Here is a 12,506-nt window from a genome sequence, read left to right as displayed (position 1 = left end):
CGCGCCTCGTCGCGTACGGCGACGGCGCGACCGGGTGCGCGGCCCGGTCCGCCATCTCCGATCCTCCCACGCCAGGGCCGTTCGCCCGGCGGCCGGTCCATCAAGCGGACGCGTTCGCGGACGGTCCGTCGCCCTGGCGCTGCTGGGGCGCGTACGCCCCGAGGAAGTCGGCACCGCTCGGCTGCTGCGCGGGCTCGGCCTGCCGCTGCGGGGCGTACGCCCCCAGGTGGTCGGCCCCGGTGCCCTGCTGCTGAGCCGGCTGCGTCTGCTGCGGTGCGTACTGGCCCAGGTAGTCCGCACCGCGTCCCTGCCCGTACTGGGCGGCGGCGTGGACCGGCTGCCCGGTGCGGACGGCGCGCCGGTAGGCGATCTTGCGCTTGATCTTGACGACCCAGGACGCCACGACGGCGAGCACGATCAGGGCGAGCACCGTGATCTGCACCCAGTCGGGCAGGAATCCGAGCAGGGACTCGAATATCTGGGACTTGACGGACGCCTGAGGCAGGCCTGCGGACATGACGGACGTTCCCCTCCCCTGTTCCGCCCCCTGCGGAACCGAGAGCGGATACTAGCGTTCGGCGAGCGCCTGTTCGCCCGCTTTTCGCATGGCCTCCAGGGGCGCCGGGGCCAGCCCCGTCATCTGCTCGACCTGGAGCACGGCCTGGTGCACCAGCAAGTCGAGACCGCTGACGACGGCACCGCCGTACGCCGACCAGCGGGCGGCCAGGTCGGTCGGCCAGGGGTCGTAGAGGACGTCGAACAGGGCCGCCGGGCGCTCCGGCACGGACCGGGCGAGGGCGTCGGTGACACCGGCCGGCGTCGTGCTGATCACCAGAGGGGCGCGCAGGGCCTGCTCGGCATCGGCCCAGTCGGCGATCCGGACGGCGACGTCGAGCCGCTCGGCCCACTGCCGCATCTCGGTGGCCCGGGCCTCGCTGCGCACGTACACGGCGATCTCTCCCGGGCAGATCCGGGACAGCGCGGCCAGCGCGGAGGAGGCGGTGGCACCCGCGCCGAGGACGGCGGCGGCGTCGACCTTGTCGATGCCGTGCTCGCGCAGCGCGGCCACCATGCCGGGGATGTCGGTGTTGTCGCCGACGCTGCGGCCGTCCTCGGTGCGGACGACGGTGTTGACGGCGTCGACCGAGGCGGCGGTCTCGCTGATCTCGTCCAGCAGCGGGATCACGGCCCGTTTCAGCGGCATGGTCAGCGAGAGCCCCGCCCACTCGGGGCCGAGCGTCTCGAAGAACGCGGGCAGCCCGGACTCGTCGACCTCGAACCTTTCGTACGTCCAGCCGGTCAGGCCCAACTCCCGGTAGGCGGTGCGGTGCAGGACCGGGGAGAGCGAGTGGGCGATCGGGGAGCCGAGTACGGCGGCCCGGCGTGGTGCGGCCATCAGGTTTTCCTCAGTTGTTCCGCGAGGCGTTGAACTGGTCGACCAGCTTCTGGTGTTCGGCGTTCGTCTTCGTGAACTTGCTGGTCTTGCCGTCGAGCGAGATGAAGTAGTACCAGCCGTCGTCCGTCGGCTTGAGAGCGCCCTTGATCGCGTCCTCACCCGGGTTGTCGATCGGGCCGGGCGGCAGGCCCTTGTGGAAGTACGTGTTGTACGGGTTGTCGTAGTTCCGCAGTTCGCTCAGGCTCAGGTCGATCTTGCTCTGGTTCTTGATGTAGTTGTAGGTGGAGTCGAACTCCAGCATGCCGTTGGTCTGCGGGTTGCCGGGCTTCATCCGGTTGTAGATGACCTCGGCCATTTTGCGGAAGTCACTGTGGCTCGTGCCTTCGGCCTGAACCAGGCTGGCGATGGTGACCAGTTGCCACGGGTCCTCGAGTCCGAGGCTCGCGGCCTTCTTCTCGACCCCGAGCTTCTCGTACGTCGCGGTGGCCCGGTTGACCATCTGCTTCAGGACGGCTTCGGGCTTCTGCCCCTCACTCACGCCGTAGCTGGAGGGGTAGAGGAAGCCCTCCAACGGGTCCTTGACGTCGGCGCGGTTCTGCGCCCAGGCAGGCAGTCCGAGCTGCTTGTAGTCCTTCTTGGCCACGGCGGCAGTGGTGCCTTCCTTGACCTTGAGGCGCTTGTCGATGAGCCGGTAGATGTCGGCGTTGCGTCGGCCCTCGGCGATGATCAGGTTGTCGCGGCTCTTCGGACTGAGCATCAGTTCGACCGCACTCGCGGCCGACATTTGCTTCTGCAGCGTGTAGACGCCGTCCTGGATGCCCTTGCCGTTCGGGTTGTCCTCCTGGGCGGCGACGAACGCGTCGACGCTCTTGACGACCCCCGCGTTCTTCAGCACCTGGCCGATCTTGTAGCCGAGCGCTCCCTCGGGGATCTCGACGGACACCTGCTGCCCGTTGCCGTCGCCCGCGAAGTCCGGGGCGTCGCCGAAACGATCCTGGTAGAACTGGTAGCCGAAGTAGCCCGCACCGGCCAGACCGCCGCCGAGGAGCACGACGACCAGCAGGCAGGCCATGCCACTGCGGCGCTTCTTCGGTTTGCCGCCCCCGCGCCCCCGCTTGTCCTCGCGCCCGCGACGCTCCCCCGGCTCGTCGCCGTCGTCATCGTCGTCGCCGCCCGCGAAGAAGGCGTGCTCGCCCTGATCGGGACCGGGGTCCCAGTCGGTCGCCGGTTCCTGCGCGGGCTCGACCCCGCGCCGGCCGGGCGGCTCGGGGGGTGGATACGCCTCGGGCGTGCCGTAGTAGTCCTGCTGACCGCCGCCGTAGGCACCGGCCTGCTGACCGTAGGGGTCTGCCGGGTCGCCGGGGTACGAGACCTGCTGGTGCGGGTCGTTGACCCAGCCGCCGGTGTCGTACTGCTGCTGCTGGTAGCCCTGGGACTGCTGATGTCCGGGGTCCTGCTGCCCCGGGTACTGCTGATGGCCGTGTGCCTGAGCCGCGTACTGCTGGTCGTACGGGTACTGCTGCTGCGCCTGACCGTATCCGGCCTGCTCACCGGTGCCCCAGTCGCCGTACTGCTGCTGCGGCTGCTGCGGCTGCTGCGGCTGCTCTGGATAGTGCTGCGGCTGGCCGCCGTAGGGGGACTGCTGACCCTGATGGGCCTGCTGTCCGTCCCATCCGCCGTCCCCGTACAACGGGTCCTCCGGATGCCACGGTTCGGAGCCCTGGCCCCGGCCATACTCAGTCATCGATCCCCTAGAGCCGCGAGGCGGCGGTCGCGCGGCTTCCGGCCCGGCTCCCGTCCCGCCTCTTGTTGTGCGGTGGCTGTTCGAATGCCGCCACATCGCGCGGAACGTTACCGTATCGCGATCAGATGACCACTTCGACGCCTTCGCCGGGTGCTTTACCTGACACCCGTTCGGATTCGAGGGCTTGTTGCAGGATGACCACGGCCGCTGCCTGGTCGATGACGGACCGGCCCTTCTTGGATTTCACGCCCGAGGCGCGCAGTCCCTGGCTGGCCGTCACCGTCGTCATGCGTTCGTCGAGGAGTCTCACCGGAACCGGTGAGATCATGCGGGCCAGCTCCTGGGTGAAGCCCCGGACCTTGACCGCGGCCGGGCCCTCGCCCCCCTTGAGGGAGCGCGGGAGACCGACCACGACCTCCAGCGGCTCGTACTCCTCGACGAGTTGCTTCAACCGTCGCTGAGCTGCGGGGATGTCACGCCCCGGGACCGTCTCCACCGGGGTGGCGAGGATCCCGTCGGGGTCGCACGAGGCGACCCCGATGCGGGCGTCCCCGACGTCGATCGCGAGTCGACGTCCTCTGCGCATGCTGTTCGACCCGTCTCTTACTTGGCCGTCTCGGTGACCAGGCGCTCCACGGCGTCCACGGCGTCACCGATGGCGGCCGGGTTCTGGCCGCCGCCCTGGGCGACGTCCGGCTTGCCCCCACCGCCGCCCCCGAGGGTCTTGGCGGCCGTGCGGACCAGGTCGCCGGCCTTCAGGCCACGCTCGCGGGCGGCCTCGTTGGTGGCGATGACCGTGAGCGGCTTGCCGTTCGCCACTGTGAACAGGGCGACCACCGCGGCCCGTCCGCCCTGGATGCGTCCACGCACGTCGAGGACCAGCTTGCGCAGGTCGTCGGCGCTCGTGCCGTCCGGGACCTGACCGGTCACGACAGCAACGCCGCGGATGTCCTTGGCGGACTCGGCGAGACCGGCGGCGGCCTGGAGGACCTTCTCGGCGCGGAACTTCTCGATCTCCTTCTCGGCGTCCTTCAGCTTGCCGAGCATGGCGGAGACCTTCTCCGGGAGTTCCTCCGGGCGCCCCTTGATCAGCTCCTGGAGCTGGGCGACGACCGTGTGCTCCCGGGCGAGGAAGTTGTAGGCGTCGACGCCGACGAGGGCCTCGATCCGGCGGACACCGGAGCCGATGGACGATTCGCCGAGCAGCTTGACCAGGCCGAGCTGGGCGGTGTTGTGCACGTGGGTGCCACCGCACAGCTCCTTGGAGAAGTCGCCGATGGTGACCACCCGGACGCGCTCGCCATACTTCTCGCCGAACTCGGCGATGGCGCCCTGCTTCTTGGCCTCGTCGATGCCCATGACGTCGGCGCGGACGTCGAGGTCGCGGGCGAGCACCTCGTTGATCTTCTGCTCGACGTCGGTCATCACGGCCGTCGGGACGGCGGACGGGGAGCCGAAGTCGAAGCGGAAGCGGCCGGGCTGGTTCTCGGAACCGGCCTGGGCGGCCGTCGGGCCGAGGGCGTCGCGCAGGGCCTGGTGGGTCAGGTGCGTGGCCGAGTGGGCGCGGGCGATGGCCTTGCGGCGGCGGTCGTCGATCGAGGCGTGGGCCTTGGCGCCGACGGTGACCTCGCCGACCTGGACGACGCCCTTGTGGACGTACACGCCCGGGACCGGCTTCTGGCAGTCGCGGATCTCGATGACGGCACCGGTGTCGACCTTGATCTTGCCGGTGTCGCCGATCTGGCCGCCGCCCTCGGCGTAGAAGGGGGTGCGGTCGAGGACGATCTCGACCTCGTCGCCCTCGGTGGCGGCCGGGGAGGAGGCGCCGTCGACGAGGATGCCGACGATCGTGGACTCGCTCTCGGTGTCGGTGTAGCCGATGAAGTCGGTGGCACCGGCCTGGTCGGCGATCTCACGGTAGGCGCCGGCGCCGGCGTGCCCGGTCTTCTTGGCCTGGGCGTCGGCCTTGGCGCGCTCCCGCTGCTCCTTCATCAGGCGGCGGAAGCCGTCCTCGTCCACGGAGAGGCCCTGCTCGGCGGCCATCTCCAGGGTGAGGTCGATCGGGAAGCCCCAGGTGTCGTGGAGCAGGAACGCCTTGTCGCCGGGCAGGACGGTGCCGCCGGTGGCCTTGGTGTCGGTGACGGCCGTGTCGAGGATGTTGGTGCCGGCCTTCAGCGTCTTGAGGAAGGCGTTCTCCTCGGCGAGAGCGACCTTCTCGATGCGCTCGCGGTCGGTGATGAGCTCGGGGTACTGCTGGCCCATCATCTCGATCACGGTGTCGATCAGGTCCTTCACGACCGGACCGGTGGCGCCGAGCAGACGCATGTTGCGGATGGCGCGGCGCATGATGCGGCGCAGCACGTAGCCGCGGCCCTCGTTGCCGGGGGTGACGCCGTCGCCGATCAGCATCACCGAGGTGCGCATGTGGTCGGTGACCACGCGCAGGGAGACGTCCGAGTCGTGGGCGTCGCCGTAACGGACGCCGGTCAGCTCGGTGGCCTTGTTGATGACGGCCATCGAGGTGTCGATCTCGTACATGTTCTGCACGCCCTGCAGAATCATGGCGAGGCGCTCGAGGCCGAGGCCGGTGTCGATGTTCTTGCTGGGCAGGTCGCCGAGGATCTCGAAGTTGTCCTTGCCGATGCCCTCGCCCCGCTCGTACTGCATGAAGACGAGGTTCCAGATCTCCACGTACCGCTCGTCGTTGACGGCGGGGCCGCCCTCGGCGCCGAACTCGGGGCCGCGGTCGTAGTTGATCTCGGAGCAGGGGCCGCAGGGGCCGGGGACGCCCATGGACCAGTAGTTGTCCTTCATGCCGAGGCGCTGGATGCGCTCCTTCGGCACGCCGACGACCTCGTGCCAGATGCGCTCGGCCTCGTCGTCGTCCTTGTAGACAGTGATCCACAGGCGCTCGGGGTCGAGTCCGTAACCGCCCTTGTCCTGGGCGCTGGTGAGCAGCTCCCAGGCGTACTTGATGGCGCCTTCCTTGAAGTAGTCGCCGAAGGAGAAGTTGCCGCACATCTGGAAGAACGTGCCGTGGCGGGTGGTCTTGCCGACCTCTTCGATGTCGGGCGTGCGCACGCACTTCTGCACGCTGGTGGCGCGCGAGAAGGGCGGCTTGACCTCACCCAGGAAGTAGGGCTTGAAGGGCACCATGCCGGCCGGGACGAGGAGCAGAGTCGGGTCGTCCGCGATGAGCGACGCCGAAGGGACGACGGTGTGACCGCGCTCCTCGAAGAAGCTCAACCAGCGGCGGCGAATCTCAGCCGACTCCATCAGTGGTCCTCATTCCGGTTGTACGGGTACGTCTGGTACGCCGAACCCTCGACGTACTTCGGGTTGTTGCGGTTCTCGATGGCGGCGAACCGCCGGGGCGCGGGGAGTTCGGGATTCTCGTTGATCCCGAGGGCGTCGCCCAGTTCGGCCTCCCGCACGGCCATGTTGTCCCGGACGTCGAGCGCGAAGCCGACCGCACGGTCCTTGATGCGGTGACCGGCCTCGATCGCCTTGTTGCCGGCGGTTCTGGCGAGGCTCTCGGGGGTCAGCTGCTTCAGCTTGCGATTGACCTTGGTGGTGGCCCACACACCGGCGGCGACGCCCGTGGTGAACCAGAAGGTGCGGCGGAACATCGCTGGCTCTCAGTCCCTCTTCCCTCGGGCGCTGCGCCGGGTGACCGTGCGGCCCACGATCACGGTACGCCTGGACGCCTTGGCGGGCACGTCCTCCTTGCGGCCGCCGAGGGCCCGGCGCACGCCGTAGCCGAAGGCCGCGACCTTGACCAGGGGGCCGCCGAAGGTGGAGGCGACGGTCGTCGACAGCGCCGAGGCGTTCGACGTGACCTCCTGGACGTCGGAGGCGATCGAGTCGACCCGGTCGATCTGGGTCTGCGCGGAGCGCACCGCCGTGGAGGCGTCTGCCAGCAGCGGGACGGCCTGGTCGGTCACGTCCGCCACGAGCTTGGTGGTCGCCTTGAGCGTCTGGGCCACCCTCGCCAGCGCGACGGCGAGGAAGGAGACCAGGATCGCCCAGAAGACGGCCACCAGGATCCCGGCAACCTCTCCACCGGACACTGTGTGCACCCGCTCCCTGAAACGTGCCTGAACATCGAAAAAGTCGTGCGACGAGCCTATCGCGACCACGACGGCACTCCGTACCGGATTTGGCTCCGGCGAGCGGGCGCGGCGCGGATTGTCCGGGGCGGGTCGGGGAAGCCGCCGGGCGTGAAAAACCCGCTGCCTCCCACCGTGGCGGTGGGAGGCAGCGGGCTCGGCGCGAGGCCGGTGGTACCGCGTCGCCGAGGAGGATCAGCGGGCGTAGTACTCGACGACGAGCTGCTCGTCGCAGATCACCGGGATCTCCTTGCGGTTCGGCTCACGGTCCAGGCGGAACGCCAGGCCCTTGAGGTTCACCTGGAGGTAGCGCGGGGTCTCACCGTCGGGGGCGAAGCCACCTTCACGAGCGATCGTGAAGAGGGTCTTCTCCTTGGAGCGCTCGCGGACCTGCACGACGTCGTCCGGACGGACACGGAAGGAGGGCTTGTCGACCTTCTTGCCGTTGACCGCGATGTGGCCGTGCACGACCATCTGGCGGGCCTGGTAGATCGTGCGGGCGATGCCCGAACGCAGAACCAGGGCGTCGAGACGGCGCTCCAGCTCGATGATCAGGGCCTCACCGGTCTTGCCCTGGACCTTGGAGGCACGCTCGTAGGCGCGGACGAGCTGGCGCTCGGACACGTCGTACTGCGCGCGCAGACGCTGCTTCTCGAGCAGACGGACCTTGTAGTCCGAGTTCTGCTTGCGGCCGCGGCCGTGCTCACCCGGCGGGTAGGGGCGGGCCTCGAAGTACTTGACGGCCTTCGGGGTCAGCGCGATGCCGAGGGCACGCGACTTCTTGACCTTGGGGCGGGACTGGTTCGCCACTGTTTTTCGCTTTCCTTGTATCGGCTTGTCAGGGTTGAGGGAGGTCGCATCCGCAGCCGGGGAAACCCGCCTCACGCCCTGATGGGCCTGGGGTGGGCAGCCGCTCCCCTGGTCTGGGCACATACGTGCAGCACGCGAGTGGCCCACCGACCGTTCCCGTAAGCGCCGGGTGGTGGTGGGCTGCCCGCGACACCGTTCGACGGTGCGCGACGCTCCTGGAGCCGATCCCGGGGGGTCGGGCTCCGGCCGACTGCCCCGTTCTGACTGCACGGGACGCGGCACTCCGGTCGAGTTTACAGGGTGCTCAGGACCGCTTTCGACCGAGGTTCTTCCGGGTCCACTCCACCGCGTCCGCGTAGCGGGCCTCCGCGCCGTGCCGGGTCGGCTCGTAGTACTCGCGGTCCTTCAGCTCGTCCGGGGCGTACTGCTGGGCCGCGATGCCCTCGGGCAGGTCGTGCGGGTAGACGTAGCCCTGGCCGTGGCCGAGCTTGGTCGCGCCCTTGTAGTGGCTGTCGCGCAGGTGGGCGGGGACGGGTCCGGCCAGGCCCTTGCGGACGTCCTCCAGGGCGGCGCCGATCGCGGTGGTCGCGGCGTTGGACTTGGGTGCCAGGGCGAGGGCGATCGTGGCGTGGCTGAGGGTGAGGGCGGCTTCGGGGAAGCCGATCATGGCGACGGCCTGGGCGGCGGCGACCGCCGTCTGCAGTGCGGTCGGGTCGGCCAGACCGATGTCCTCGCTGGCGGAGATCATCAGGCGGCGGGCGATGAAGCGGGGGTCCTCGCCGGCCTCGATCATCCGGGCCAGGTAGTGCAGGGCGGCGTCGACGTCGGAGCCGCGGATGGACTTGATCAGGGCGCTGGCCACGTCGTAGTGCTGGTCGCCGTCCCGGTCGTACTTCACGGCGGCCCGGTCGACCGTCTCCTCCAGGGTGGTCAGGCCGATCTCCGCCTCACCCTTGTCGAGGGCGGCTCCGGCGGCCGCCTCCAGGGCGGTGAGGGCGCGGCGGGCGTCACCGCCGGCGATGCGCAGGAGGTGGTTCTCTGTCTCCTCGGGGAGGGTGACGGCGTCCTTGAGGCCACGCTCGTCGGTGAGGGCGCGGCGGACGAGGCTTCTGATGTCCTCGTCCGTGAGCGGTTCGAGGGTGAGCAGCAGGGAGCGGGACAGCAGGGGGGAGATCACCGAGAAGTACGGGTTCTCCGTCGTCGCCGCGATGAGCGTCACCCAGCGGTTCTCGACGGCCGGGAGCAGTGAGTCCTGCTGGGCCTTGCTGAAGCGGTGGATCTCGTCGAGGAAGAGGACGGTCTCCTTGCCGTAGCCGCCGGCGGCGCGGCGGGCCCCGTCGATGACCGCGCGGACCTCCTTCACGCCGGCGGTGATCGCGGACAGCTCCACGAAGCGGGCGTCGGTCGCCTTGGAGACGACGTAGGCGAGGGTGGTCTTGCCGGTGCCGGGCGGGCCCCAGAGGAGTACCGAGGAGGGGCCGGCCGGGCCGGAGGCCTCCCCGACCAGTCTGCGCAGGGGTGAGCCCGGCTTCAGCAGATGCTGCTGGCCCACGACCTCGTCGAGGGTGCGCGGGCGCATCCGCACCGCCAGGGGGCTGCTGGACGGCTCCTTCTCCTGGCGTTCTTCGGCGGCTGCGGTGAAAAGGTCGGGCTCCACGTCAGAAACCCTAGTTCACGGCACCGACAGTCCGGCCGGGGCCGGGGACGGCCGGGCTCAGCTGAGCCAGAAGTCCCACCAGCGGGTCAGGATCAGCATGCCGATGATGCCGATGTGCAGCACGGGCATGACCCAGGTGAACTCGCCGAAGAAGCTCTTGAGCCAGTTCGGGGCGGGCAGGAAGCCCTTGCGGATGTTGAAGGACGTCACGTACCAGAACATCAGGATCGTGGCGACCCAGGCGAGGCTGCACCACAGGCAGAGCGCGTTGATCCGGTACAGGGACTGGAACATCAGCCAGGCGCAGAAGCCCACGCCGAAGAGGCAGCCGGCGTTGAAGGTGAGCCAGTACCAGCGCGGGAATCGGGCGCGGGCGAGCAGGGCCATGCCGACGCCGATGACGATGCCGTAGCAGACGATGCCGAGCATCGGGTTCGGGAAGCCGAAGACCGCGGCCTGCTTGCTCTCCATGACGCTGCCGCAGGAGACGACCGGGTTGAGGCTGCAGCCGGGCGTGTACGTGGTGCCCGCGACCTTGGCCTCGAGGATCTTGAACTTGTCGATCGTGATGACCCACGCGGCGAGCAGTCCGGCCGCGCCGGTGATCACCAGCAGCAGGGCGAGGGCCCGGCTGCCGCCCTCGGCGCGGGGCGCGATCTCGGCGCGCTCCGGCTCGGGCTCCGTGGAGACGTCCCTGACTGTCGTCTTGCTCATCACGCCGATTCCGTCACTTGAGACCTGAACATCTTCGGGCAGGGGCCATTGTGCCGCACCGGTGCCGCTCTCCACCGTTCAGTGAACATAAGGACGGCCACCCGGTCGTCCCCGGGGGGTGCATTCCGGCCGACGCTCGCCGCATGACGGCACAGGAGTGCGAACGCGCCGCGGATGTGCGGGGGCTGCGCGGGCGCTACGGGCGCCGGACCGCCGTCGACGGCCTCGGTCTCGGCATCCGGCGCGGCGAGGTTTCCGGCCTGCTCGGACCCGACGGCGCGGGCGGGAGCACCACGCCGGAGATCGTCCAGGGCGACCGGACCGGGACGCGCGCGAGGTGTCCGTGCCCGGGTAGGACCCGGCGAACGGCACGCGCGCGTGACGTTCCCGGGCCGGAATCGCCTGGAAGGGCGAATCGGCGCCCGCCCGGTTGACGGTCCGGGAGGCAGTACGGCTCTTCGCTCGCTCCTACCCCCTGCTGCGGAACCCGGGCGAGGTCATCGGCCTGGCCGGTCTGGAGCCGAAGGCGAACGGCCGGATCCATGCGCTGCCGGGCGGCCGGCGCAGGCGCCTGGACGCGGCACCCGGCGTGATCTCCGGGGGGCAACGGCTCTCGCTGGGCGAAACGGCCGTGCCGCGGCTGGTGGCCGGGGGCTGCGCGAGCGCGGAGTGCGGACGACTGCTGTTCGTCGGGGAGCCGACGGTGAATCGGGGAGCCGACGTTCAGGACGTATCCGCTGCGCGTCTTCGGCAATGAGGAAGGCGCCGGGGATCCGGCGCCTTCCTCTGTGGTGTGCGGGGTACTCAGCCGAGCCGCGCTTCCAGCTCCGCCACGATCTCGTTCACGCCCACCGCCGTCTGCTCGCCGGACTCCATGTCCTTGAGCTGGACGACGCCCTCGGCGAGGTCGCGTTCGCCGGCGACGACCGTGTAGCGGGCGCCGCTGCGGTTGGCGTTCTTCATCGCGCCCTTGAGCCCCTTGCCGCCGTAGGAGAAGTCGGCCGCGATGCCGTTCTTGCGCAGCTCGGTGACCTTGGCGAACAGGACGCGGCGGGCCTCCTCGCCGAGCGGGACGGCGAACACGCTGGTGGTGGCGGGCAGCTCCAGCTCGACGCCCTCCGCCTCCAGGGCGAGGACCGTGCGGTCGACGCCGAGGGCCCAGCCGACGGACGGCAGCGCGGGGCCGCCGATCATCTCGGAGAGGCCGTCGTAGCGGCCGCCGCCGCCCACCGCGGACTGCGAGCCGAGACCGTCGTGGACGAACTCGAAGGTGGTGCGGGTGTAGTAGTCCAGGCCGCGGACCAGCTTCGGGTCGTCCTCGAAGGAGACGCCCGCCGCCGTGATCAGCTCACGGACCTCCTCGTGGTACGCCTTGCACGCGTCGCACAGGTAGTCACGCAGCAGCGGCGCGTCCCCCAGCTGCTTCTGGACCGACTCGCGCTTGTCGTCCAGGACGCGCAGCGGGTTGATCTCGGCGCGGCGCAGGGTGTCCTCGTCCAGGTCCAGGCCGCGCAGGAACTCCTGCAGCGCCGACCGGTACACCGGGCGGCACTCCTGGTCGCCGAGGCTGTTGAGCAGGATCCGGAAGTTGCTCAGGCCCAGCGAGCGGTAGGCCTGGTCGGCCAGGATGATCAGCTCGGCGTCCAGCGCCGGGTCCTCCGCGCCGATCGCCTCGGCACCGACCTGGGAGAAGTGGCGGTAACGGCCCTTCTGGGGACGCTCGTAGCGGTAGTACGAGCCGGAGTACCAGAGCTTCACCGGGAGGTTGCCGGCCTTGTGCAGGTTGGCCTCCAGAGCCGCGCGCAGGACGGAGGCCGTGCCCTCGGGGCGCAGGGCGAGCCGGTCGCCGCCCTTGGTCTCGAAGGCGTACATCTCCTTGGTCACGATGTCGGTGGACTCACCGACCCCGCGCGCGAAGAGTTCGACGTTCTCGAAGCCGGGCGTCTCGATGTAGCCGTAGCCGGAGTTGCGCAGCGGAGCGGCGATCGCCTCACGGACGGCGAGGTACTTGGCGCTGTCCGGCGGGATCAGGTCGTACGTGCCCTTGGGGGCCTTGAAGGTGCTCACGGAAGGTCT

General features: G+C 69.8%; 12 protein-coding genes. 1 reads left to right on the top strand and 11 read right to left on the bottom strand.

Annotation, left to right across the window (positions count from 1 at the left end):
- Nucleotides 1-100: 100 nt before the first annotated feature.
- The 10 genes from BJ965_RS31965 to BJ965_RS31920 all read right to left on the bottom strand — a co-directional run bounded on the left by BJ965_RS31965 (nt 101) and on the right by BJ965_RS31920 (nt 10,430).
- Nucleotides 101-517 carry a hypothetical protein gene (locus BJ965_RS31965; protein WP_184913549.1) on the bottom strand — a complete coding sequence of 139 codons (417 nt, stop codon included), beginning with the start codon at nt 515-517 and terminating at the stop codon, nt 101-103.
- Nucleotides 518-568: 51 nt separating this feature from the next.
- Complete coding sequence (locus BJ965_RS31960; protein WP_184913547.1) at nt 569-1,396, bottom strand: shikimate dehydrogenase; 828 nt, start codon at nt 1,394-1,396, stop codon at nt 569-571.
- Between the two features lie 10 nt (nt 1,397-1,406).
- A complete protein-coding gene (gene mltG / locus BJ965_RS31955; protein WP_184913545.1) occupies nt 1,407-3,140 on the bottom strand; it encodes an endolytic transglycosylase MltG in 1,734 nt (577 codons plus the stop codon).
- Nucleotides 3,141-3,261: 121 nt separating this feature from the next.
- A complete protein-coding gene (gene ruvX / locus BJ965_RS31950; protein ID WP_030843120.1) occupies nt 3,262-3,726 on the bottom strand; it encodes a Holliday junction resolvase RuvX in 465 nt (154 codons plus the stop codon).
- Between the two features lie 17 nt (nt 3,727-3,743).
- A complete protein-coding gene (alaS, locus tag BJ965_RS31945) occupies nt 3,744-6,416 on the bottom strand; it encodes an alanine--tRNA ligase (protein ID WP_184913543.1) in 2,673 nt (890 codons plus the stop codon).
- Nucleotides 6,416-6,769, bottom strand: coding sequence for a hypothetical protein (locus BJ965_RS31940; protein ID WP_030843112.1), 354 nt, complete (start codon nt 6,767-6,769; stop codon nt 6,416-6,418). The genes alaS and BJ965_RS31940 overlap by 1 nt, the downstream gene beginning before the upstream one ends.
- A gap of 9 nt (nt 6,770-6,778) precedes the next feature.
- The gene (locus BJ965_RS31935) at nt 6,779-7,219 is read right to left on the bottom strand and encodes a DUF948 domain-containing protein (RefSeq protein WP_051715496.1); all 441 of its coding nucleotides are present in this window, start codon (nt 7,217-7,219) and stop codon (nt 6,779-6,781) included.
- Nucleotides 7,220-7,444: 225 nt separating this feature from the next.
- Nucleotides 7,445-8,059 (bottom strand): 30S ribosomal protein S4, encoded by a 615-nt coding sequence (gene rpsD / locus BJ965_RS31930; RefSeq protein WP_031104240.1) that lies wholly within the window; start codon nt 8,057-8,059, stop codon nt 7,445-7,447.
- 304 nt (nt 8,060-8,363) lie between these two features.
- Nucleotides 8,364-9,716: a replication-associated recombination protein A gene (locus tag BJ965_RS31925; RefSeq protein WP_184913540.1), complete on the bottom strand. Its 1,353-nt coding sequence runs from the start codon at nt 9,714-9,716 to the stop codon at nt 8,364-8,366.
- 57 nt (nt 9,717-9,773) lie between these two features.
- On the bottom strand, nt 9,774-10,430 hold the full coding sequence (locus tag BJ965_RS31920; protein WP_184913538.1) for a vitamin K epoxide reductase family protein: 657 nt from the start codon (nt 10,428-10,430) through the stop codon (nt 9,774-9,776).
- Nucleotides 10,431-10,860: 430 nt separating this feature from the next.
- Here BJ965_RS31920 and BJ965_RS40520 point away from each other — a divergent pair, with 430 nt between their 5' ends.
- On the top strand, nt 10,861-11,187 hold the full coding sequence (locus BJ965_RS40520; RefSeq protein ID WP_184913536.1) for a hypothetical protein: 327 nt from the start codon (nt 10,861-10,863) through the stop codon (nt 11,185-11,187).
- A gap of 47 nt (nt 11,188-11,234) precedes the next feature.
- On the opposite strand, the gene hisS is transcribed toward BJ965_RS40520, so the two are convergent.
- A complete protein-coding gene (gene hisS / locus BJ965_RS31910; protein ID WP_184913534.1) occupies nt 11,235-12,497 on the bottom strand; it encodes a histidine--tRNA ligase in 1,263 nt (420 codons plus the stop codon).
- Nucleotides 12,498-12,506: the final 9 nt, after the last annotated feature.

It is taken from the genome of Streptomyces luteogriseus (assembly GCF_014205055.1).
In the GTDB taxonomy this organism is placed as follows: domain Bacteria; phylum Actinomycetota; class Actinomycetes; order Streptomycetales; family Streptomycetaceae; genus Streptomyces; species Streptomyces luteogriseus.
The sequence above is the reverse complement of the archived record's forward strand: the minus strand, read 5'-3'. Positions and strand labels throughout refer to the sequence as shown.

Coding starts and splice junctions, on each gene's coding strand:
- BJ965_RS31965 (WP_184913549.1), bottom strand. CDS start 517: ATGTCCGCAGGCCTGCCTCAGGCGTCCGTCAAGTCCCAGATATTCGAG.
- BJ965_RS31960 (WP_184913547.1), bottom strand. CDS start 1,396: ATGGCCGCACCACGCCGGGCCGCCGTACTCGGCTCCCCGATCGCCCAC.
- mltG (WP_184913545.1), bottom strand. CDS start 3,140: ATGACTGAGTATGGCCGGGGCCAGGGCTCCGAACCGTGGCATCCGGAG.
- ruvX (WP_030843120.1), bottom strand. CDS start 3,726: ATGCGCAGAGGACGTCGACTCGCGATCGACGTCGGGGACGCCCGCATC.
- alaS (WP_184913543.1), bottom strand. CDS start 6,416: ATGGAGTCGGCTGAGATTCGCCGCCGCTGGTTGAGCTTCTTCGAGGAG.
- BJ965_RS31940 (WP_030843112.1), bottom strand. CDS start 6,769: ATGTTCCGCCGCACCTTCTGGTTCACCACGGGCGTCGCCGCCGGTGTG.
- BJ965_RS31920 (WP_184913538.1), bottom strand. CDS start 10,430: ATGAGCAAGACGACAGTCAGGGACGTCTCCACGGAGCCCGAGCCGGAG.